A 24,445-nucleotide genomic window follows, 5' to 3' on the forward strand; every position below is an offset into this window, starting at 1 on the left:
AACTGTTGATAGCTTTCTCAAAAAGTCAATTCGCTACCACTCTGAATAATTATATTTGTGGTTCTCTAAATCTCAAAAATGAAATTCAAAAACATCCGATATATCTTCCTCAGTTATTGTCTGATTGCCACTTTTTCATCTTGCTCTAAACAAGAGAAAACAGAAGACGGCGTAATCAAGGTCAATGAAAAAGGCATACCCGTAATGCAACCTTTACAAGAAGCATTACCCGAATTAAGCGCTGCATTTATCAAAGAAAAAAAATACGCTGTTTCCATGTTCTTCGAAAAAACGTGGTCTGAAAAAAATGACAACGTGAGTTTCTTGGTGGCTAAAAATGGGCAAATCATTTACGAAAACTATATGGGTTTTGCTAACAAGCGTACTGATGAACAAATCACCAAAGACACACCATTGCATATCGCATCTGTAAGCAAGGTATTAACGGCAACTGCCACACTGATGCTAATTGATGCCCATAAAATTAAGTTAGACCAAAAGGTCAATACCATTATTAAAAACTTTCCGTATCCCGATGTAACGGTACAAACGCTTTTAAACCACAGAAGCGGCATGAAGAATTACGCTTACTTCACCTACGAAAACAACAATTGGGATAAAAAAGTAACACTAACCAACGAAGACATCATTAAAGTGATGGTTGACAAAGAAATTCCGTTGGAATCCAAAAGCGACACTCGTTTCAGCTACTGCAACACCAATTATGCAGTTTTAGCACTCATCATTGAAAAGGTAACCGGTATGAAATTTCCCGAAGCCATGAAGGAAATGATCTTCACACCGCTGGGCATGACCAATACTTATGTTTGCGATTTTAAAAAAGACCACGAGAATATAGTACCATCCTACAAAGGCAACAATGTAGAAATCGGTACCGATTACTTAGACGGTGTGTATGGTGACAAAAACATTTATTCCACTCCAAGAGATTTGCTCAAGTTTGACACTGCTCGTTTTGCACCTTTCTTCCTCAATCCCGAATTGCTCAAGAAAGTATACAAAGGCTACAGTTATGAGAGCAAAGGACAAAAAAATTATGGTTTAGGCATTCGTATGGTGGAATTTGAAGAAGGTGAACCTTTCTTTTTCCACAACGGTTGGTGGCATGGTAATACGTCTTCTTTTATCAATTTGAGAAAAGAAAAAGTAACCATTATCACCCTTTCCAACAAATACACCAAAAAAACCTACCAATCCAAAAAACTGGCTTCCTTGTTTGGTGATTATCCTTTCAAGTTGAATGAAACTGACGAATAAATCCTTACTTTTGTGGTCTGATTTTTGATAATTAGAAAAACAAACTGGGGTCGACTGGTTTTGACAGCAAGTCGAATTGAACAGTAAGCACGTCGAGCAAGGTACCAATTGCTCGTAAATCCACGGGTACGAACTTATAAACGGCGAAAATAATTACGCTTTAGCTGCTTAATCCGAAGTTTAGTACGATTAGCCAAGTCCCGACAAGGTCGGGAAGCTGGATTCTCCTCAGAAGCCTTGGTTTATGGCGGCTGGTTTAGGGGAACCGTAAAAGTAAACCTAGGAAAGGTAATGTTCTGAATCCTTTCTGACACTGATAGAGCTAAGCAACAAGTCGCTGTCTTTGGCATAGCTTGTTGTCGAAAATCTAATCAAAGACTAAACGTGTAGAAAGCTCTTTAGTTGCTTGTTTGGACGGGAGTTCGACTCTCCCCGACTCCACACCAAGCGCAATTTTATTGCGACTTTAAATAAAAGAAATCCACCTAGTTTACTTGAGTGGATTTTTTATTTAAAGGCGACAGCTTCATTAAAAGCTGTTAAATTGCATTTGCAACAACGGAACGATGGAGTTGAGCAAATGCTACTCTCCCCGACTCCACAAATTTTAAAGAATACGTCTCAACTATTTTGAGACGTTTTTTTTTTAGGAGCGTACGTTTGATCTTTCTTTCACTCCTGCTCCCACTATCCGCGCTACTCGGTAGCTTGCTACACTCGAGCGAAGCGACTGCCGAAGGAATCGGGGCTAACTACACCCTCATTTTCCTTTTGAACTATATTGTCTTTGCCATTGCTATTGAACTTTGAAATTGCTATTGCAAAAAAAAACACCCGCTCATCAGAACGGGTGTTTTTTTGTATTTATGCGATTGTTTTATCGTTTCAAACTAAAGTGCGCTTTAAACTGCTTCATCACGCCATTTTCAGGGTAGTCTACCGTAAACCAGTAATCCGTTGACGGTAATGGTTGTCCGTTGTACGTTCCGTCCCAACCATCGCCCGAAGCACTCAGTTGTTTGAGCAACTTACCGTAGCGGTCAAAGATGTAAATCTTGGTTATCGCGGCAAAGTTTTGCAAGCCTGTTACATTCCAAGTCTCATGGAAACCATCACCGTTTGGTGTAAAGTATCTCGGGTAATCTATCACTTGTACATTCTCGATTGAAACCACACCACATGAATAACCATCCGGACTTCTAACATCCCATACATAAATCGTATGACTGCCCAACGATACGTTTTCAAACACATTGCTCGCCTGTCTTGGTCCGTCGTCTAAACTGTATTCATATATCCCGTATCCATCGTTGGTCACGGTAATGATTTGGTTTTCTTCAAAAGCATTGGTCACTGTATACGTAATGTTTGCTGCCGAACCTGAACGAACCACTTCAAAGGTTGATGCGGCTGTGATAACAGACACACAGCCCAATAGTGGTGGATTAACACTCACAGCCTCTACCGTGTAAGTCACGCTATCCGCATTAATATCCGTTACCGGATACGTTGCTGAGTTGGCTCCCGGAATCAAGTTGCCGTCAGCATACCAGTTAAAGGTATAGTTCGGTGCCGTGATACCGCTGTCTAAGATTAAGTTGTTGTTCACTGCCGTTTGGTTCCAATTCACACAAGCGATATTGCTGCCCGTGTTGCTGGTAATTACCGGCTCGGCCAATTTCTCTATCACTACCTCAAAAGAATCCAATTGGTAACAACCCGTTACTGTGTTGGTTACTCTTATCCAATATGTACCGGTTTGTACTTGGTAAGTATCTAAGTTGGTCAGCGCGTTGGCTGAGTTGCCTGCTTCGGCATCCGCCTGACTGTTATAATAGAACTCTACTATGAATGTCGGTGCCGTTTGCGCTGCTCCTAAAATATCATCCACATAACCCGCTAAGCTTGATTGCGCATTGGTCGGGTTTTGCGTGTACAACATCAAGCCGTCGTTCACCCCATCGTAATCACACTCCAACATATCAGCCATCACAATGTTGATGGTTGGTTTCGGATTCACCAAGATATTGAACTGTCCTACTACACTGCGACACGTGGTAGCATCATTAGTGATTTGAACATAAATCGTTTGCGGATTAGTAAGGTTGGTATAGGTACTTGCATTGTTGATTGGAATGGTCAACGCGGCATCTTCATAGAATCTTACCGTATATGTTGGTGGTGTTGGGTTATTGGCCATCAAGGCGGTGATTTGACTGGTTAAATCGAATACCTCAAAGCCGTCATTTACTCCCGATGGATCTGCCTCACAGATTTGGTAATCAGCAATAGCAGCTACTGTTGGTAAAGGATTCACCGTGAGTGGTTGCTCTACTAGTACATAACAGTTATTCCCTAAATAGTCTACTCGGTTATTCTCTACTCTAATCCATACGCTTTGCTCATTCGGATCAACATCACCTACTAAAGCATTGGTTGGGCTTAGAATTGGGTTAACTTGGTTAATCGCATCCGCTTGGCTGTTGTAGTATTCTAATGTTAAGTTAGGGTCGTTGTTTAAGATGTAAGCCGCATTCACCGTTAAGTTAAAGTACTCCAACATATCGCCGGGGTTGTTGTAATCACACTGTACACCCAAACTCGGTGGATTGGTGTTTGGTGTTGGAATTGGCAGTACCCTGATGTCTAAAGTCGTTACACTGTAACAACCCGCGGCACTCGTTACACGTACCCCTAAGGTTTGAACTGCCGGTTGAGTGTTAGTATAGTTGGTAAAATCGGCAATGTCACTCGCTCCTCCAACTTGTGCCAAAGCATACGTTGAATAGTAAGTCACAGTATAGCCTGATAATCCTTGGGTAATCATCACATCTCTCACTGTCAAATCAAAACTGTGGAACTGGTTATTCGGATTGGCATCATCGTCACACAAACTAAGTGGTGTTGGCGTGGTTAACAACAATGGAATATTGATGATAACATCAAACGATCCGATGTTGTAGCAACCCGTGTTGTTGTCTTCTACTCTAACCCAAATTTTTTGACTTGTGGTCACATAATTTGTAGCCGGAATAATTGGTGATGTACCTTGCTGCGCTGCCGTTGAACTCGTGTAATAAGTCACCGTATAATTGCTTGCTGCTAAAGGTTGTTGGGCCAAAACATCAGCTGTACGAACCGTTAAATCAACGCCTGTTACTGCATTTTGGGTATTGTTGTCTTGGTCACAAACTTCGATATTATCCAAATTAATCGGAGCAATCGGACTCGGATTCACGCGTAAAACTATAGGCATTACCGTTACACAGCCGGTGTTAGGGTCAACTGCTCTAACGTAAAGCGTTTGGGTAAAGGCATACAAGTTATCATACAACACTGTAGTATCAATGGCTGAGCTACCCGTTTCTGCATCGGTAAACGTTTCGTGATAGGTAATAATGTATGGAGCTCCTTGTAATATATCTGTTGTTAAGGTATTCAAATCAAATCCGGCAAAACCATCCTGATTGTCATCGCAAATGGTGTAAGGTTGTGTTGGCGGTATAGGCGTTGGTAGCGGCACTACGCGAATATCCATAGTAGAGATTACATAACAACCCGTAATGCTGTTGGTGATACGAATACCCAAGGTTTGTACATAAATGTCTTGGTTTTGGTATTGTAAGGTGGTAATCTCATTGGTGTTGTTTTGCGCATCATTCAAACTCGGATAGAAGCTTACTGCCATACCGGTTTGACCTAATAAGATGTTATCTACTTGGTCGGCTAAGTTAAACACTTCAAAACCTACTGCGCCGTTGTAATCACACAAAGTGTATTGCGGATAGTTCGGCTGGGTTGCGTTTGGTAGCGGATTAACGATTAAGTCTAAAGTAACTATATCAAAACATCCGGTATTGTTGTTCTCTACTCTAACATACAATGTTGTAGTAGCCGTTACATAGCCGATGATGTTTCCGATAGCACCAATATCACCTTGAGCATCTCCCAAACTGGTGTGGAAGGTTACCGTATGCGTTGACGGATCAATACTGCCCAAAATTTGGGGTACAGTCGTCGTTAAATCAAAACTCTCAAAGCCTACGGCTCCGGTGTAGTCACACAACTCGTAATCATCAGGCTCTGTAGCTTCAGGAGTTGGATCTACAATTAATTCCAATTCCACATAATTGGCACAGCCCGTTAAAGTATAGAATACTCTAACATATATCGTTTGGTTCCAATCGTTGATGTTTTCATACGGGCTCGTTAACGGGTTCCCGCCTATCAAAGCATCTGTCGGTGTTTCGTGGTAAGTAACCGAAACCCCGGTTTGAGCGGAACCGCCTTGGATAGCCAAAGTAGCGTCTTCTAAGTTAAACACACCAAAGCCATCGTTGTTCGGATCACAATAATGAAGTGCCGGTGGGGTCAAGGCCAATGGCCCTTGGGTAACTCTTAATAATTGGGTTGTAATGGAGAAACAACCTGTAGTGATGTTTTCTATTCTGATGTAAACCGTTTCATTGTCGGTACCTAAATAAGACAGTGCATCCAAAGCGCCTATTTCGTTTTGGGCTTCTGCCAAAGAATTGTGATACGTAACCACAACACCTCCTGCACCTCCGGTTGATACCGTTTCATTAACCGTTAAATCAAAAATAGCTTGGTTGGAAACACCATTACTACATTGGAAAATAGGATCAGGCGTAACAGCAACCGGTAATGGATTTACAACCAAGAAGAATGAACTGATAGAGTTACATCCGGTAACCGTATTGGTAATAACAATCCAAATCTCTTGTGGGCTACTTATGTTAGGATATAAGTTTGGTAAAGCTCCGGTTTGGGTTTGCGCATCAGACAAACTCTCATAATAAGCAATACTTACATTACTTTGACCGTTGGCTATCTCTGCATCTTTACTGTTTAACGTAAATATTTCCACACCATCACCCGGATTTGTATAATCACACAATTCGTAATTGCTGATAACCGGATTGGCCAATGGCAACGGATTAACAATCAAATTGAAAGTGGTAGTGCTAAAACAGGCTGGTGATCCATTGTTGTAGGCTCTTACATAAATCGTTTGTAAGCCCGGATCGATATTACAATAAGGACTCGCTATCGCAGATCCACTAGTGGATGTCTCGAAAAACTCAACAGTAATGTTTGGATCGCCTCCCGTAATTTCAGCGATTTTTGTACTCAAATCAAAACCGCAATAAAATCCATCGTTGTTGTAACTGTCATCACAAACCACATAATCCGTAGGCGTGTTTATCGTTGGAGCCGAATTAATCGTAACCGTTGCCGAACCCGTTTGGGTTTGGAAACAATTTGTACCACTAGCATCTTGAACGCTAACCAAATCATAGGTAAAAGTACCGGTGGCTGTTGTAGGAACATTAATAATTAAGGAATTTCCTGAACTTGGAGCCGTAACCGGTAAACTACCATTAAGTGTATAAGTGAATGTGTAAGGCGCTGTTCCGTTAGCCCCTGTCAAAACAACTTGTGGCTCTGCATCATTTAAACATACTGATACGGTTCCGGCAATAGTTGCTGTAGGCAAAGGATTTACCGTAACAGTAGCAGTACCTGTTTGATTTTGTGAACAAGACGGTGTCCCTGAACTTTGAACATCTAACAATTCATAATCAAAAGTACCTACTACATTGGTTGGCGCAGCAACAGTAACACTATTTCCGGAAACTGTTGTTACTGCTGGTTGAGCAGTACCATTAATAGTATAATTAAAGGTATAAGGTGCAGTACCATTGGCACCGGTAAATGTTATGGTAGGACTTATTGCATTTTGACAAACAGCAGTTGTTCCAGAAACTGTAGCAGTAGGTAACTGTCTAACAGTGATAGTAGCCGAACCGGTAACTAATCTTCCGCAAGTTGTGGTAGTATTTACAACACTTACCAAACTATAAGTTGAATTGGTAGTAAGAGCAGGACTTGTCACCGAGTTGGTTCCGGTAGCATCTAAAACTATCGTTTGGTTCGTTCCGCCATCTACAGTGTATGTTACCGTAGCATCCGGAGTTCCGTTAAAAGTAATTACCGCAGTTGAACCGGAACAAATAGTTGTAGAACCGGTAATAGTTGCCGTTGGCAAAGAATTAACTACTAATTGGAAAGTGGTAGTGCCGTAAGTTAAAGGATTCGCATTTTCTTCCAATCTTACATAAATAGTTTGGCCATTCGTTCCAATAACATTATTCGGACCAATAGCTCCTGTATCATTGTCGGCATCATTTTGTGTTAAGTGATAAGTAACCGTATAATCGGCTGCAGAATTCGTACCTAATACAATTGGTGTTTGAGGGGCAAAATTGAAAACCGCAGTACCACTCCCTAAACTACTTTCACACAGAGTTAATGTTGGTGGTGGATTGGGTGTAGCCGAACATGTTATCAGACTTGTATCAAAAGAAAATACAGATACACAACCACTGGAACCTGGTCCGTTATCAGTTAAGGAGATATAAACTGGACCACCAGTTCCACCCGGAGAATAGTTCGCGGGATTAGGTATTGAGTTGTCTATATTTTGTGCTCCAGTTGGAGTGGTATGGAAAAAAACCTCAAAATCTCCTGGATTTAATGGTGTTCCGTTAAAAATATCTGCTATAGCATCGTTAAGGTTAAAACTTGGCAAATTAGAACATTGCTCTAAATCTACCGGAGGGTTAATCGGTGGTGCTGCATAATAAGAAACCGTTGCACTGTCAGTAGCATTGGCCACACATCCCGGTTTATTAACAACTACCGTATATGTTCCGGGTTGAGAGACAGTTATTGATTGGTTATTTCCAGCTATAGGACCACTTGGACCAGTCCAAGCATAAGTAGTTGCACCACTTATGGTTGCAGTCAAAATAGCTTGACCACCAACACAAATCACTTGATCATCCAGGGAAAGAGGACAAACAATATTACAGTCAGTAGCACCGGCACCCGCTTGTCCGGCATTGGTTTGAGTCACTGTAATATTACCAGCTTGACCACTGTAATTGGTTAATAAAACAACATATATTTGACCTACTTGAGCATTCGTTAAGGTGAAATTTTCTACTGCTGCTGCAGAAAAACTACAACTCACACTTGTAGTTGGATTAAGGTTAGCAGCGCCACACGTAGGTGTTGCAAACGGCCCCCATACAATGTAATCCACGTCAATTGGAGTTCCTCCGTTGGTCGCTTGCGAAATTTGAAAACTGATATTACCTGAAATACCAATTTGCATATAAAACCAGGCAGGATTGGGTTGAGAACCCAAACATTCATAATCGATGCCCGTCTCAGAAGTGGTACCGGTCGAATTCTGAAAGGTTAATGAGGATCCTCCGGCACAAAAAGCTTCAGATCCGGCACAATTCGCACCCTGCGAAAAACCTGCTTGGATTGTAAATAAACTAATTACAAGTAAATAGAAGTAAATTTTTTTCATTACTAGTGACAATTTTTAGGCACGAAATATACGTATTTTTAGCAAATTATTAACGTTAAAATCAAATAATTTCAAATATTAACAGTATTGAGCTGCTTTTAATTTTAATTATTTATCTTTGCTACTCGATTTTTAATCCCAAATTAGTTACGAATTTAATGACAAAAAACGTGGTAAATAATGATGAATTAGGTGAAAACCACATCGCTACAAGTGCTCAAAATCCGGTAAGAAATGATGCCTTCGATTTAACAGACGAACAAAAAATTGAAGCCATCAAAAAAGATGTAGAAAGTATTTTAAATACTTTGGGAATGGATTTGACTGACGACAGTTTAAAAGGCACACCTAACAGAGTAGCCAAAATGTTTGTGAAAGAAATTTTTGGTGGATTGAATCCCAACAAAAAGCCTAGTTCTTCTACCTTTAAAAACAACTACAAATACGGGGAAATGTTAGTAGAAAAAAACATTACGGTTTATTCTACTTGCGAACATCACTTATTGCCTATCGTTGGCAGAGCTCATGTGGCATACATCTCAAACGGAACTGTAGTGGGCTTATCGAAAATGAATCGAATTGTAGATTATTTTGCCAAAAGACCTCAGGTTCAAGAGCGATTAACCATGCAAATCGTTCAGGAATTACAACGCGTTTTGAACACTGAAGATGTGGCTTGCGTGATAGATGCCAAACATTTGTGTGTGAATTCCAGAGGTATTCGCGATATTGAGAGCAGTACCATAACCTCGGAGTTTGGGGGAAAATTCAAGAATGACACCACCAAACGTGAATTTTTAGATTACATTAAGTTAGAAACCAGTTTTTAATAGCCCGGATTGCAGTGAAAATCCTTTTTTAAAATACCGTAGTGGCAACGAAGGAATTTAAAAAAGATTGTAACGTAAAGCCGGAAATAGCTCCAGAATAAATGCAACTTTACAAAAATCATACGCTAAAAATTTACAACTCTCTTACAGGAGAAAAAGAACTTTTCAAACCGGTACACGAAGGAAATGTCGGGATGTATGTTTGTGGCCCTACTGTATACAGTAATGTACACTTGGGTAATGTACGTACTTTCATGTCGTTTGATATGATTTTCCGCTATTTGCTTCATTTGGGCTATAAAGTGCGTTACGTGCGGAACATCACAGACGTAGGTCACATAGTAGATGATGTAGATGACGGCGAAGATAAAATTGCCAAAAAAGCCAGAGTGGAACAGTTAGAGCCAATGGAAATTGTGCAACGATACACCGTTGATTTTCACGATGTTTTAAACCAATTCAATTTTTTACCGCCAAGCATTGAACCCACGGCAACCGGACACATTATTGAACAAATAGAAATTGTCAAACAAATTATTGACAAAGGTTTTGCTTATGAGTCTAACGGTTCCGTGTATTTTGATGTAGTGAAGTTTAACGAAACCCATCACTACGGAAAATTGAGCGGCAGAAACATCGAAGAAATGCTAGCCAATACCCGTGATACCGACGGACAATCGGACAAGAGAAATCCGCAAGATTTTGCCTTGTGGAAAAGAGCAGAACCGGAACATATTATGCGTTGGCCTTCGCCTTGGGGCATTGGTTTCCCGGGCTGGCATTTGGAATGTACTGCTATGAGCACCAAATATTTAGGCGAAACATTTGATATACATGGTGGCGGAATGGACTTGAAATTTCCGCACCACGAATGTGAAATTGCCCAAAACGAAGCTTGTACCGGTCACAGTCCGGTAAACTATTGGATGCACGCCAATATGCTGACTTTAAACGGCAAAAAAATGTCGAAGTCAACCGGTAATAATATCTTACCAAGTGAAATTTACAACGGCGGCAGTCCGTTTTTAAGCAAGGCCTTCTCCCCTAATGTGGCGCGTTTCTTTATGATGCAAGCGCACTACCGCAGTATCCTTGACTTTTCTAATGACGGAATCTTAGCTGCCGAAAAAGGCTTTACCCGATTGATGGATGGCTTAGAATTGATTAAAGATTTGAAGCCGAATGCCGTTTCTTCAATTGATATTGCCACTTGGAAGCAAAACTGTTATGAGGCGATGAACGACGACTTCAATACGCCGATTTTAATTGCGAACTTATTTGAAGGCATCAAATATGTGAATTTGGTGAACGACGGTAAAGAAACCTTGACCGCTGCTGATATAACTGTTTTAGGCGAAACTCTAAAAAGCTTTACCTTCGATGTGTTAGGCATTAAAGATGAAAAAGCGGTTTCCAATCAAACGGATAAATTAGAAGGCGTAGTTGAATTATTGATTAACATGCGATTGGAAGCACGAGCCAATAAAGACTTTGCGCTTTCAGATCAGATTCGAGACCAATTGTTAGCCTTAGGCATACAGTTGAAAGACGGTAAAGAAGGAACAACTTTCAGCATACAATAACCATGTTGCGAAAGATACTCATAGCGCCATTATTATTACTGATTTGGTTCTATAAGATTGTACTTTCTCCGCTATTACCGGCTACTTGTCGTTTTCAACCCACTTGCTCCACTTATTTCATTGAAGCCCTAAAGATTCACGGATTATTTTACGGAAGCTACTTGGGTTTCAAAAGAATTTTGAGTTGCCATCCTTGGGGAAAAAGTGGTTATGACCCGGTGCCCGAAAAAAAGTGCTCACACTAAAGAAAGGTTAATTTTTTCTCAGTTAGAAACATTTAATTACTTTTACACTAAATCCCCAAAAATAATAAATTATGGTTTGGAATCCTTCAGAAGGTATTGATATTGGCTTTTTTATCATTCGCTATTACAGCTTGATGTTTGTTATCGCATTCGGTTTAGGCTGGTATATCATGAAAAAGATTTATGAAAGAGAAAACGAGTCGATTGATAAATTAGACACTTTATTTATTTGGACTGTAATCGCAACGCTTTTGGGTGCGCGTTTGGGTCAGGTATTTTTCTACGATTGGGAATATTTCCGAAACAATCCTACTGAGATTTTATTGCCGTTTAAATTCCACCCCGAATTTGAATTTACCGGATTCCGTGGATTAGCCAGTCACGGTGCGGCCATTGCCATCATCATTACCATGTATTTTTACAGTAAAAAAGTAATTAAAAGACCTATTCTTTGGGTGTTGGACCGAGTGGTAATTCCGGTAGCCAGTGGCGCTATTTTTGTGAGAATCGGAAATTTTTTCAACTCGGAAATCGTTGGAAATGTTACAGATTCGGCTTTCGGAATCAAATTTGTCCGCGATTATTATTCTGCCAAAGATGTGATGAACATCACTAAACTTCCCAATGTAAACGACGCCTATCACGCCATAGCCACTGATCCGCAATATGCCGATTTATTAGCTAAAGTTCCCATGAAACATCCGGCGCAATTGTACGAAGCCTTTTTGTACATATTTGTTTTCTTTACTTTGTACTTCTTGTATTGGAAAACCAAAACAGCTGAAAAACAAGGTTTGTTGTTCGGTTACTTCTTAGTAATGTTATGGTCTGTGCGTTTTGCGGTAGAATATGTTAAAGAAAGCCAAGGCGGTATCGAAGAAAGTTTCGGATTATTGAGCACCGGACAATGGCTCAGTATTCCGTTTATACTAGTCGGCATCTACTACATCTTTATGGCCGAAAAGCCAATAGAAGATGATTTATAAAATAAAAAAGTCCTGATTAAATCAGGACTTTTTTTATGCTTCTTCGTCATTAACCTCCGCATGAGATTTGGAGTAATTGCGCCATTTCTCTATACAGTCTTTCATATCCTCAGGCAATTCGGTATCAAATCGCATGTATTCTTTAGTAACCGGATGTTCAAATCCGAGTGTTTTGGCGTGTAATGCTTGTCGCGGCAATGTTTTGAAACAATTGTCGATAAACTGTTTGTATTTCGTGAACGTTGTTCCTTTTAAAATCAAATCGCCACCATAACGCGCATCATTGAACAAAGTGTGACCAATGTATTTCATATGGACGCGAATTTGGTGTGTTCGTCCGGTTTCTAATTTGCAAGACACCAAAGTTACATAGCCAAATCGCTCTAAAACTTTGTAATGCGTAACGGCATGTTTCCCAACATCGCCTTCGGGATAAACGGCCATTTGCATGCGGTCTTTCATATGACGCGCAATATTACCTTCAATGGTACCTTCGTCTTCTTTGACATTGCCCCAAACTATAGCGATGTATTCCCTTTCGGTAGTTTTGTCTTCAAACTGTTTGGCCAAATGTGTCATCGCGGCTTCGGTTTTGGCAATAACCAAAAGACCGGAAGTGTTTTTATCGATGCGATGCACCAATCCGGGACGTTCACTCGAATTGAGCGGTAAATTGTCGAAGTGAAAAGCTAGAGCATTGACTAAAGTTCCGGTATAATTCCCGTGACCCGGATGCACCACCAATCCAGGCGGTTTGTTGATGACTAATAGAGCATCGTCTTCGTATACAATATTCAACGGAATATCTTCAGGAATAATATGATTCTCAAAAGGCGGATGCTCGAGCATTACCCGAACCACGTCAAATGGTTTTACACGGTAGTTGGATTTTACCGGTACATCATTTACCCAAATATTGCCTTTTTCGGCAGCTTGTTGGATTTTGTTTCGGGTGGCGTTTTCTATCAATTGCATCAAGAACTTATCGACACGCAACAAACTTTGACCTTTAGGCGATACAAAGCGATGGTGTTCGAATAATTCCTCTTCTAACTCGAAATTATCGTTGGTATTATTCATTTACAGGCATTATATCAGTAGAATCTACCGCAGTAGAATCAATAGTCGTATCATCAAAAACCACTTTTCCGTCGCCCAAAACCAAATCGATTTTAGAAGACTTCAACACTTTGTCGCCCGGTTTTACTTTTTTACCGTTCATGCGCATTTCCAACACCATATCTTTTCCTAAATACGGTTTGTAAGTGATGTTTCCTTCTTTTAAACCAACCGCTTCCAATGTCGGCACGGCTTGGCGATACGTTTTCTCAATCAAATCGGGCACGGCAACCATAGTATAGGTTGATGCATTGATTTTTAAATAAATTTTTCGGCCTTCTTTCACTTTAGCGCCGGCTTTCGGCTCTTGTTCTACTATGGTTAACTTTGGAAATTCGGGACGAAAATCAACCGTATCCAAAATGATGTAATCCAAATCTAAAGCATCCAATTTTTCTTCCGCTTGTTCAGCAGACAGTTTACTCAAATCCGGCACCGTAATTTCCTGACCGTGATTGGTTGTGTAAGTTATCCAATGAAAAAATAGAAAAGCTATTACAGCAAAAATGGCCATAGCGGCTAATACTTGGGCAAAAAACACCTTACTGGTTAAATATTGGCGTAAACTCATAAAGAAATATTATTTAAGCAAAGATATAAAAAAGATACGCTTCGCTATTAGAATTTTAGATAGGCCTTTCAGGCGTTTAGATGCGCTTCGCTATTAGACAGTTAGACACGCCTCAAAGGCGTATAGATGCGCTTCGCTATTAGATAATTAGAAAGAATAATATCTAAGAAGTCTAAAAATCTAAGAATCTAACAATCTAAAATGTCTAACAATCTAAAAATCTAAAGACATAGCCTTATCTAAGAAAAAAAATGATAATTTTGTTACTACTTTAACACCAACCTAACTCCTACTACTAATGAAAAAAGTAGCCATCATTATGGGCGGATATTCCAGCGAATATCAAATTTCTCTCAAAAGCGGCAACGTGGTTTATCAATTTTTAGACCAAAATTTATACAAAGGCTATCGCATTCATATCTTAAAAGACAAATGGGTTTATGTAGATGAGCAAGACAACGAATTTCCGATAGATCGGAATGATTTTTCTGTAACAGTAAACGGAGAAAAAATAACTTTTGATGTAGTGTTCAATGCCATCCACGGTACGCCGGGCGAAGACGGTTTGATGCAAGCCTATTTTGAATTGTTAGGTATTCCACAAAGTTCCTGCGATTATTACCAAGCGGCTTTAACTTTCAATAAACGTGATTTATTGTCGGTATTGAAACCTTATGGTATTAAGACAGCGACTTCCTATTATTTAAATCAAGGTGATGAAATCGACGAAGAAGCCATCCTAAAAACAGTTGGTTTGCCTTGCTTTGTGAAACCCAACAAATCGGGTTCGAGTTTCGGCATCTCCAAAGTAAAAACCAAAGATGAATTGGCTTATGCCATTGTCAACGCCTACAAAGAAGACAACGAAATCATCATCGAAAGTTTCTTAGATGGCACAGAAGTTTCGGTTGGCGTGATCAATTACAAAGGTAACATCACCGTATTACCTATTACAGAAATTGTATCCGAAAACGACTTCTTCGACTACGAAGCCAAGTATTTAGGCAAGTCACAAGAAATTACGCCGGCCCGAATTTCTCCGGAAATGACTGCCAAAGTATCGGCTGTAGCCAAAAAAGCCTATGAAGTTTTAAAAATGAGTGGCTTCTCCAGAAGTGAATTTATCATCGTAAACGGTGAACCACATATGTTGGAAATGAACACCATTCCGGGTTTAACCACCGAAAGTTTGATTCCGCAACAAGCCAAAGAAGCCGGAATTTCTTTAACCGACTTGTTCACGAACGCTTTAGAATTGGCCTTAAATAAATAAAGGTTGTGAGTTGTAAGTTATAAGTTGTAGGTCATACAGCTTTTAACTTACAACTCACAACCTATAACATACAACCATATGAAAAGAAAAGCAATATTTCCCGGTTCCTTTGACCCGATTACTTTGGGACATTATGATATTATTAAAAGAGGTGTTTCGCTTTTCGATGAAGTGATTGTGGCTATTGGTATCAATGCCGATAAAAAGTATATGTTTTCTTTAGAAGACCGAAAACAGTTTATCGAGGAAGCTTTTAAAGAGGAACCGCGGGTTACTGTAGTCACTTATGAAGGTTTGACTATTGATTTGTGTCGGAAACTGGATGCCGATTTCATCCTGCGTGGCTTGCGCAATCCGGCCGATTTTGAATTTGAAAAAGCCATTGCACACACCAACAGAAAGCTATCTCAAATTGAAACTGTGTTTTTACTTACGGCCTCCAAAACTTCCTATATCTCTTCCAGCATTGTTAGAGATGTGATCCGAAACGGCGGCGATTACACCGTTTTGGTACCGGATAGCGTAGTAGTTAAAAAAGAAAAGTAATGAAAGTCCTTTCGCTTTTATTACTGTTTGCACTTACTTCATGGGCGCAAAAAAACGACTCTTATGCCACTTTTTTTGAAAAAGGCAACGGCAACCAATCGGCTGATTATACAGAAGTATTGCGATTTTACCAACAACTCGATGCCGATTTTGAAACCATCAAAGGGCAAACATTTGGTTTAACCGATAGCGGTGAACCTTTGCGAGTAGTGATTTTTGATGCCGATAAAAAGTTTGACTACAAAACCAAAACCGAAAAGCTTTTCCTGCTCATCAACAACGGTATTCACGCCGGCGAACCCGATGGCATTGACGCGTCTATGCAATTGTTTCGGGATTTGGCTTTGCAAAAAATAACTGTTCCGAAAAACGTCATCGTCATTGCCATTCCGGTCTATAATATTGGTGGTTTACTCAACCGAAATGCAACTTCCAGAGCCAACCAAAATGGCCCGGAAGAATACGGCTTTAGAGGCAATGCGCGGAATTTCGACTTAAATCGCGACTTCATCAAAACCGATACTCGAAATACTCAAGCGTTTACCCAAATTTTCCATTACTTTTCACCTGACATCTTTATTGACAATCACGTGAGCAATGGTGCCGATTATCAGTACAAACTCACCTACATCATGACCGAACCCAATCGTTTGGGCAATACGTTAGGCGAATTTATCAAAACCGAAATGACGCCTGACATCGTTAAAGATTTACAATCGAAAAAAGTCGAAAGCACTCCGTATGTCAACGTTTGGCATGGTACTCCTGCTGATGGTTTTGCACAATTTAGCGATACGCCTCGGTATGCTACGGGCTATACTTCTCTATTCAACTCGCTTGGCTACGTGGTGGAAACACACATGTTGAAACCGTATGCAGAACGCGTGAAAGTAACGTATGATTTTATGGTGTCGACGCTGCAATATGCTGATAAAAATGTGACACTCATCAAAAACAAAAGAGCGGAAAACGGCAAGCAATATCAAGTGGGCAACTCCTATCCTATCCAATGGACTATCGACAGCAGCAAAGTAGAAAAAATAAAATTCCTCGGCTATGAAGGCGATTATAAGAAAAGTGAGGTAACTACCGGAAAACGATTGTACTACGACCGTAACAAACCTTACACCAAACAGATTCCGTTTTACGGGACTTACAAGGCGCTGAAAAATATTAAAATCCCGAAAGCTTACGTGATTCCCCAAGGGCAATGGAAAGTGATTGAATTGCTAACCAACAATCAATTGGCTTATACGCGCCTCGAAAAAGACAGCGTAATTTCAGTGGAAAGTTATCGCATAGCCGATTACAAAACGGCAAAAAATGCTTACGAAGGTCATTATCCACATTCGAATACTCAAGTTGTTGTTACCGAAACCAAAGTAAATTTCAGAAAAGGCGATTATATCTTTACAACACAACAAGCCGGTGTGAAATATTTATTGGAGACTTTAGAGCCCGAAGCGGTTGATAGTTTTTTCAATTGGAATTTTTTCGACACCCTACTCCAACAAAAAGAAGGCTATTCCGATTATGTGTTTGAAGATACCGCGGCGGAATATTTAAAACAACATCCGGAAATTAAAGCCAAATTGGAAGAAAAACGCAATCAAGACAAAACCTTTGCTGATAATCCGGAAGCGCAATTGGATTGGATTTACAAAAATTCGCCTTGGTATGAAACGGCGCATTTGCAGTATCCGGTGTATAGAATTTTGGAATAATTTACTTTAAAAGTTTTTCCTCTTCAAACAACAATTTTATATTCTCGTAAGAGTTTTTTAAGGCTTCTTTAATTTCGGCAGGACCAAGCCAAGCAACTTTTTCAATCCCTTCATTGGCTTGCGGTTTAGGTGTTCCGTTAAAGTCGGTGCGCATTTCGTACCAATGGGTTACTTTGAGTTTGTATTTCCCGCCGCGTTTAAAAACGTGATAGGTTTTTTGGAGTTTGTGGGTAATTTTTAAATTGGTTACGCCGGTTTCTTCTTCAACCTCACGGATGGCAGTGTCTTCTATTTCCTCTCCCTTTTCGATACCGCCTTTGGGTAAATCCCATTTTCCGTTTCTGAAAATGAACAAAACATCGCCGGCTTTGTTGTAAACCAACCCGCCGCCGGCTTTGCAAACGGGAATTTTCTCTTTGACTTTTTTCAGTATCGCTTTTTCATCCGGATAATACAAATACGCTTTTTGGATTTTGTTTTGGAACATTTTGATAATGACCTGCTCAATATCAACACTTTCCAACAAAAACAACTGAAAATCGGTTTCCTTGGCAACCTCGTTGGTTAAAAAAAGTGGTTTATCGTTGACAAAAACTTTATACATTTGTACTATGATTTTTAATAAAGACACAGCCGAAAAAACAGCCGAATTGCTTTTACAAATAAATGCAATTAAATTGAATCCTAAAAATCCTTTTACATGGGCTTCAGGTTGGCACTCTCCTATTTATTGCGATAACCGTTTAATTCTCTCCTTTCCGGCCATTAGAAATTTTGTTCGTGAAGAATTCGCCAAGCATATCGAAAAACAATTCGGAAAACCCGATGTGATTGCAGGGGTAGCTACCGGTGCCATCGGAATTGGGATGTTGGTAGCAGAATACATGGGATTGCCGTTTGTTTATGTTCGTCCTGAACCTAAAAAACACGGACGCCAAAACCAAGTGGAAGGCTTTTTGCAAAAAGGGCAAAATGTAGTGGTGGTTGAAGATTTAATCAGTACGGGCAACAGTAGTTTATTGGCTGTTGAAGCACTCAAAGAAGCCGGCGCACACGTTAAAGGAATGGTGGCTATATTTACTTACGGTTTTGATGTGGCGGTAGACAATTTCAAAAATGCTAATGTGGAATTGAATACCTTAGCCGATTACGAGCATTTATTACAGTTGGCTGTGGCCAAAAATTATATAACCGAAAAAGAATTAGCTACTTTACAGGAATGGCGTAAAAGTCCGTCAACCTGGAATGTATAATGGCAAGTTACAAGTTCAACCCGAAACCTTGAACCCGAAACCTTAAAACCTAAAAAATGAACTTAGAAAGTCCAAAAGTTACCGTAGACCAATCAGCTGAATATTTATTCAACGCCTTGTCTGATGTAAAAAACTATGAAAAATTAATGCCGGAAAACATTGCCAAGTTTGAAGTTTTGGGCGATGATATTTTCAATTTCGGTTTGAAAGGTATGCCGGAAATCAAATTGCGTTTGAAAGAAGGCAATCCGCATACTAAAGTCAACTTGGCTGCAGCAAGCGATAAGTTACCGTTTACCCTAACAGCTAATTTGGAATCGGTTTCAGCTAATGCAACGGCGGTACAATTGCATTTTGAAGGCGAATTCAATCCGATGATGGCCATGATGATTAAAGGTCCGATTTCGAAGTTTATTGAGACTTTAGCTCAAAACATGAATAAACTGTAAGATTTTAGATTGCAGAGTAACGATTTTTGATTTGTGATTTAAATCTGCAATCTTAAATTGTTATTCTTCATTCGACAATCAGCAATCATTTCAAATTAGCCAATCGTTTATATCAGCTACTCTTTCTGCATCATCTTGGATTATAATGTAAGATTTTAGATTGTAGCGTAACGATTTTTGATTTGTGATGGAAATCAGCAATCTTAAATCGTTATTCTTCAATCAGCAATCAGCAATCATTTCACCGTAGTCAATCGCTTATCTACCACTCTTTCCATATAATCCTGAATAAACGCTTTGCAACGCAATTCCAACGCATTCATCTCAGCATTGCGGTTTTTGATCAAATTCTTTTCCATTCCTCTATCGTCTTTGTCGTAAAAGCCAACCGCTTTCTGACCGTCGAATGTACAAATGTAATTGCCACTCATAAATTGGTACACCTTAGCACCGTATTTCACAGCAAATGGTGGTACGCGCTTTTCGCTGATTAAACTCCTTCCCCAACTTCTGAACGGTTTTTGATACCCAATCATATCCAGTAACGTAGGATAAATATCGATTTGCTGCGCTAAGTCGTTGTTCACACCTACATATTTTTCATTAGGCGAAAAGAATAAAATCGGCACCGTATTTCTGTTGAACTCTTTGCGGTATTCATCATAGGCAATCGTATTGCCATGATCGGCAACCAATACAAAAATGGTGTTGTTGTACCAAGATTGTTTTTTGGCTTCAGCAAAAAATCGTTTCAAAGCATAATCGGTATAGCCGATGCACTCGTTGATATTGACTTTCCCTTTCGGAAATTTGCCTTCATATTTTTCCGGCACTTTATAAGGTTCGTGTGAAGAAACCGAAAACAAGGTCGCCATAAACGGTTCTTTCTTTTGCGTCAATGTTTTATTGAAATACTGGAAAAACGGTTCGTCCCAAATACCCCAAACACCATCAAAATCGGCGTCGTTGTTGTATTCGTTTTTACCGTAATAATGGTCAAAGCCCAAGATATTCCCAAAACCTAAAAATCCCATAGAACCATTCGGCGCGCCATGAAAAAACGAAGTGTTATAGCCAACACTTTCTAAAGTAGACACTAATGATTCTATTTTTTGCTTTGGATAAGGCGATGACGTAAAAGCATCTTTAAAAGACGGAATTCCGGCCAAAACCGAAGACATGCCGTGTATGGATTTCCAACCGTTGGCATGCGCGTTGGTAAAGATTAAACTGTGCTGTGCTAAGGAATCCACAAACGGAGTATAACCTTGATAATCGGGGATTTTAGTACCTTTATTGAAAGCTCCGTTGTATTCTCGGGCAAAACTTTCCAAGATAAAAATAACAATATTCGGTTTGGTAGGTGTATTGTTGTTGTATTGCTTAATAGGAATTAGCAAACTATCCACCGTAGCTTTAGGAACCAAATTAACTTTCTTAAACGTATTGGTATTCCAAGTTCTGATGATGGCGAAAGGCGTATTCAAAACCACATCTGCTTGTCCGGCATTTTGCACATAACGACTGGCGTCTAACATATTAATCGGACGGGTACTCTTTTTAAAATCGCCTCGAATGCCACCTATGCAAAGCGCAACTATAATTAAAAAACCGGCAATAGAAGTAGCAAAGTACTTTAAAGTTGGCTTCTCACTCACAGGCTTAACTTTGGTCCTTTTATACAGTAAAATCCATACATAAGCCAAGGCAAAAAACAGTAAAAACACATGCCAATAGTTCAGTAAAAAATTAAAGAACAATTCGCTCTTATTGCTTTCGTTCTCTAAGGTATCTAAGGAAGCTCTGGTACTTCGACTAAAGGTGTATCGGTAATAAATGAAGTCGATGAAATTGGCCGAATACATCAACAAATTGGTTGAAAAGTACAAGTAAAATAATCCTTTCTGATAATTTTTGCGGGTATTTACCAACAACGGAAAAACAGAAAAAAGGATAAATAAACCATTGGTGTACAAAATGGTAGTGGTATCAAAAGCCAGTCCGTGGTAGCATAACTTCAGAAAATCATAGACACTGTCAACACTGATTAAATTCTGATTGTAAACATAAAATAAGACACGGGCAATAAAATAAAAAAGGTAAGCCAACAATAATCTGACAACCAAAATTTTATATTCTGAAAATCGGGGAAATTTTTTCATCTTGAGCTTAAAAACAAACGATGCAAAACTACATATTTCAGCGCTATCTCGGTCATATTTAAAATTAATATTGTGTTTGAAAACAATAATCCTTAATTTGCAACAAATTAACGGACTACAATGACAGAGATCACACGCCTTTTTGATTTTGCCTACTATCAGCTGAAAAAAAATAACCTTCCTAATTGCCTCGTTACCAAATATAACGGTCAGTGGGTTGCTACCTCTACACAAGAATATGTAGATAAAGCCAATGCAATTTCCAGAGCATTGCTTCGATTGAATCTTCAAAAAAATGATAAAATAGCCCTCATTTCTTCGAACAACCGAACAGAATGGAACATTATGGATGTTGGTGTTTTGCAAGTTGGCGCACAAACGGTGCCGATTTATCCAACCATTGCGGCTGAAGATTATGCCTACATCTTAAACCACTCGGAATCCAAATACTGCTTTGTTTCCGATGAAGTGGTTTACCAAAAATTGATGGCGGTTAGGTCGGAATTACCGCTTTTAGAAGAAGTGTATTCTTTTGACAAAATTGAAGGCTGTAAAAGTTGGCTCGAACTCCTGGAATTAGGGCAAGACCAAAGCAATCAAGATGTGGTGGAAGACCGAAAAAACAACGTCAAACCGGAAGAATTGGCGACCATCATTTACACTTCGGGAACTACCGGAAAGCCAAAAGGTGTAATGTTGTCACACAACAATATTGTTTCCAATGTTTTGGATAGTTCGCCACGCATTCCTTTTGAAGAAAGTACTAGTGTAGCCTTAAGTTTCCTTCCGATTTGCCACATATTCGAACGCGTTATTTTATACATCTACCAATACTATTCGGTGTCCATTTACTTTGCCGAATCCATTGAAAAGTTGTCCGATAATATTAAAGAAGTTAAACCGACTGTTTTCTCAGTAGTACCAAGACTATTGGAAAAAGTGTATGACAAAATCATCGCCAAAGGAGAAGAATTAACCGGAATTAAAAGGAAGTTATTCTTTTGGGCCATCGACTTAGGTTTGCGTTACGAACCTTACGGTGCTAATGGTTGGTGGTATGAATTCCAATTAAAAATAGCCCGAAAACTGATTTTCAGCAAATGGAAAGAAGGTTTAGGTGGTAACTTAAACGTAATGGTTTCCGGAAGTGCAGCCTTGCAACATCGTTTGATTCGCGTGTTCGCCGCCGCCGGAATGCCGGTTATGGAAGGCTACGGTTTGACCGAAACTTCTCCCGTTATTACTGTAAACGACCAAAGAAACGGTGGTTTCCGAGTAGGTACTGTAGGACGTGTAATCAATAATGTAGAAGTCAAAATTGCCGAAGATGGCGAGATTTTGTGCAAAGGACCGAATGTGATGATGGGCTACTACAAAGACCAACAACTCACCGATGAAGTGATCAAAAAAGGCTATTTCCATACCGGAGATATTGGTGAAGTGGACAAAGACGGTTTCTTAAAAATAACCGACCGTAAGAAAGAAATGTTCAAAACTTCGGGTGGAAAGTATATCGCGCCTCAGCTCATTGAAAACGCCATGAAACAATCTTTGTTCATTGAACAAATTATGGTAATTGGGGATGGCGAAAAAATGCCGGCCGCTTTTATCCAACCAAGTTTTGATTTCATACAAGAATGGGCCAAACGCAAAAACCTAAACGTTGGTAGTACTCCAGCAGAAATAGCTTCCAACTCTGACGTGATTGATCGCATAGCTAAAGAAGTGGAAAAAATCAACGAACGATTTGGCAACTGGGAAAAAATCAAACGCTTCGAATTAACACCCGATGTTTGGTCTATCGATGGCGGTCACCTTACACCTACGCTCAAGTTAAAGCGTAAAATTGTTATGGAAAAATACAAAGACTTGTACCAAAAAATATACGGTTAATCTAATGCTACGCATCATGAAAATAAAACTATTGCTTTATTCATTACTGACATTTTTTTTATTTTCCGGATGTAAGGAAAACAAACCAAATACCGTAAAAGAAAATTACCTCGACTACTCGCAAAGAGATGATCAGTTTACCGGTGGCATCAAAATGATTCCGATTAAAACACCTGCTGGTGAGTTTAAAGTTTGGACCAAAAGAGTGGGTAACAATCCCAAAATCAAAGTGCTTTTGCTTCATGGCGGACCGGGCGGAACTCATGAGTTTTTTGAGAGTTTTGACGGTTATTTTCCGCAAGAAAGCATAGAGTACATTTATTATGACCAGCTAGGTTCTTACTACAGCGACCAACCCAACGACAATAGATTATGGACCATTGACCGATTTGTGGAAGAGGTCGAACAAGTGCGCAAGGCCTTGAAATTAGACAACTCTAACTTTTATTTGTTAGGACAATCTTGGGGCGGGATTTTGGCCATGGAATACGCTTTGAAATACCAAAAAAACCTCAAAGGACTAATTATTTCAAATATGATGGCGAGTGCTCCGGCCTATAATAAATATGCTGAGGAAGTTTTAGGTCCGCAACTCGACCCTAAAGTTTTTGACCAAATCAAAACGTTCGAAAAAAATAAAGATTACGCCAATCCGAAATACATGGAATTGCTGTTAAACCACTACTATACAGAACACATCTTACGTTTTCCCGTAGCGGAATGGCCGGAATCCATCAACAGGGCTTTTAAACATTTAAATCCTAATGTTTACGTCTACATGCAAGGACCGAGTGAATTTGGTATCACCGGAGATGCTACTTTAAAAAATTGGGACATCACTTCTCAATTAAAAACATTAACGGTTCCTACCCTATCCATTGGAGCCAAATACGACACCATGGATCCCAAACACATGGAATGGATAGCCAATGAAGTCCAAAACGGACGATTTTTGTTTTGTCCCAACGGCAGCCATTGTTCTCAATACGACGACCAAAAGCATTACTTCCCGGGCGTTATTCAGTTTTTAAAAGACGTGGATAACGGCACTTTCAACACCAAAAAATAAGGTTGTTTTACGAGATAGGTTATTAACAACCTATTGCTGTATTCGGTTGATAATTAAAT

The 24,445-nt window shown here is 39.6% G+C and carries 17 protein-coding genes and 1 other RNA gene; 13 read left to right on the forward strand and 5 right to left on the reverse strand.

Translation table 11 applies throughout. The features are described 5' to 3' along the window. Window positions 1-78: 78 nt before the first annotated feature. Window positions 79-1,278 carry a serine hydrolase domain-containing protein gene (locus tag SK086_RS07745; protein WP_324690760.1) on the forward strand — a complete coding sequence of 400 codons (1,200 nt, stop codon included), beginning with the start codon at window positions 79-81 and terminating at the stop codon, window positions 1,276-1,278. A gap of 46 nt (window positions 1,279-1,324) precedes the next feature. Beyond that, window positions 1,325-1,722, forward strand: a transfer-messenger RNA (tmRNA) gene (ssrA, locus tag SK086_RS07750). Window positions 1,723-2,155: 433 nt separating this feature from the next. Here ssrA and SK086_RS07755 read toward each other — a convergent pair. Continuing rightward, a complete protein-coding gene (locus tag SK086_RS07755; RefSeq protein ID WP_324690761.1) occupies window positions 2,156-8,683 on the reverse strand; it encodes a T9SS type B sorting domain-containing protein in 6,528 nt (2,175 codons plus the stop codon). Window positions 8,684-8,841: 158 nt separating this feature from the next. On the opposite strand from SK086_RS07755, the gene folE reads away from it, so the two are divergent. The 4 genes from folE (at window position 8,842) to lgt (ending at window position 12,327) form a co-directional block, all read left to right on the forward strand. Then, window positions 8,842-9,513, forward strand: coding sequence for a GTP cyclohydrolase I FolE (folE, locus tag SK086_RS07760; protein ID WP_290876218.1), 672 nt, complete (start codon window positions 8,842-8,844; stop codon window positions 9,511-9,513). A 101-nt stretch (window positions 9,514-9,614) separates the two neighbouring features. Continuing rightward, window positions 9,615-11,096, forward strand: coding sequence for a cysteine--tRNA ligase (gene cysS / locus SK086_RS07765; protein ID WP_290876216.1), 1,482 nt, complete (start codon window positions 9,615-9,617; stop codon window positions 11,094-11,096). A 2-nt stretch (window positions 11,097-11,098) separates the two neighbouring features. Beyond that, the gene (gene yidD, locus SK086_RS07770) at window positions 11,099-11,341 is read left to right on the forward strand and encodes a membrane protein insertion efficiency factor YidD (protein ID WP_290876214.1); all 243 of its coding nucleotides are present in this window, start codon (window positions 11,099-11,101) and stop codon (window positions 11,339-11,341) included. 71 nt (window positions 11,342-11,412) lie between these two features. Beyond that, a complete protein-coding gene (lgt, locus tag SK086_RS07775; protein WP_324690762.1) occupies window positions 11,413-12,327 on the forward strand; it encodes a prolipoprotein diacylglyceryl transferase in 915 nt (304 codons plus the stop codon). Window positions 12,328-12,360: 33 nt separating this feature from the next. On the opposite strand, the gene SK086_RS07780 is transcribed toward lgt, so the two are convergent. Continuing rightward, window positions 12,361-13,407, reverse strand: coding sequence for an RluA family pseudouridine synthase (locus tag SK086_RS07780; protein WP_324690763.1), 1,047 nt, complete (start codon window positions 13,405-13,407; stop codon window positions 12,361-12,363). Continuing rightward, entirely contained in the window at window positions 13,400-14,017 is a 618-nt protein-coding gene (locus tag SK086_RS07785) for a PASTA domain-containing protein (RefSeq protein ID WP_324690764.1), read from the reverse strand. Before SK086_RS07785 ends, SK086_RS07780 begins: the two co-directional genes overlap by 8 nt. Before the next feature lie 298 nt (window positions 14,018-14,315). Between SK086_RS07785 and SK086_RS07790 the strand changes: the two genes are divergently transcribed. The 3 genes from SK086_RS07790 to SK086_RS07800 all read left to right on the forward strand — a co-directional run bounded on the left by SK086_RS07790 (window position 14,316) and on the right by SK086_RS07800 (window position 17,560). Then, on the forward strand, window positions 14,316-15,290 hold the full coding sequence (locus SK086_RS07790) for a D-alanine--D-alanine ligase (protein ID WP_324690766.1): 975 nt from the start codon (window positions 14,316-14,318) through the stop codon (window positions 15,288-15,290). Between the two features lie 78 nt (window positions 15,291-15,368). Then, window positions 15,369-15,836, forward strand: coding sequence for a pantetheine-phosphate adenylyltransferase (coaD, locus tag SK086_RS07795; RefSeq protein WP_290876204.1), 468 nt, complete (start codon window positions 15,369-15,371; stop codon window positions 15,834-15,836). Beyond that, window positions 15,836-17,560 carry a M14 family metallopeptidase gene (locus SK086_RS07800; RefSeq protein ID WP_324690767.1) on the forward strand — a complete coding sequence of 575 codons (1,725 nt, stop codon included), beginning with the start codon at window positions 15,836-15,838 and terminating at the stop codon, window positions 17,558-17,560. Before coaD ends, SK086_RS07800 begins: the two co-directional genes overlap by 1 nt. Window position 17,561: 1 nt before the next feature. On the opposite strand, the gene SK086_RS07805 is transcribed toward SK086_RS07800, so the two are convergent. Then, complete coding sequence (locus SK086_RS07805; RefSeq protein ID WP_324690768.1) at window positions 17,562-18,164, reverse strand: NUDIX hydrolase; 603 nt, start codon at window positions 18,162-18,164, stop codon at window positions 17,562-17,564. 7 nt (window positions 18,165-18,171) lie between these two features. Between SK086_RS07805 and pyrE the strand changes: the two genes are divergently transcribed. Continuing rightward, a complete protein-coding gene (gene pyrE / locus SK086_RS07810) occupies window positions 18,172-18,813 on the forward strand; it encodes an orotate phosphoribosyltransferase (protein ID WP_290875728.1) in 642 nt (213 codons plus the stop codon). 56 nt (window positions 18,814-18,869) lie between these two features. Continuing rightward, window positions 18,870-19,262: an SRPBCC family protein gene (locus SK086_RS07815; RefSeq protein ID WP_290875730.1), complete on the forward strand. Its 393-nt coding sequence runs from the start codon at window positions 18,870-18,872 to the stop codon at window positions 19,260-19,262. 236 nt (window positions 19,263-19,498) lie between these two features. Here SK086_RS07815 and SK086_RS07820 read toward each other — a convergent pair whose 3' ends face one another. Further along, window positions 19,499-21,424, reverse strand: coding sequence for an LTA synthase family protein (locus tag SK086_RS07820; RefSeq protein WP_324690772.1), 1,926 nt, complete (start codon window positions 21,422-21,424; stop codon window positions 19,499-19,501). A gap of 120 nt (window positions 21,425-21,544) precedes the next feature. Between SK086_RS07820 and SK086_RS07825 the strand changes: the two genes are divergently transcribed. Both SK086_RS07825 and SK086_RS07830 read left to right on the forward strand, forming a co-directional pair. Next, a complete protein-coding gene (locus SK086_RS07825) occupies window positions 21,545-23,317 on the forward strand; it encodes an AMP-dependent synthetase/ligase (RefSeq protein ID WP_324690774.1) in 1,773 nt (590 codons plus the stop codon). Window positions 23,318-23,333: 16 nt separating this feature from the next. Further along, on the forward strand, window positions 23,334-24,386 hold the full coding sequence (locus SK086_RS07830) for a proline iminopeptidase-family hydrolase (RefSeq protein WP_324690776.1): 1,053 nt from the start codon (window positions 23,334-23,336) through the stop codon (window positions 24,384-24,386). Window positions 24,387-24,445 lie beyond the last annotated feature (59 nt).

It is taken from the genome of Flavobacterium cheonhonense (genome assembly GCF_035671315.1).
GTDB classification, from domain to species: Bacteria; Bacteroidota; Bacteroidia; order Flavobacteriales; family Flavobacteriaceae; genus Flavobacterium; species Flavobacterium cheonhonense.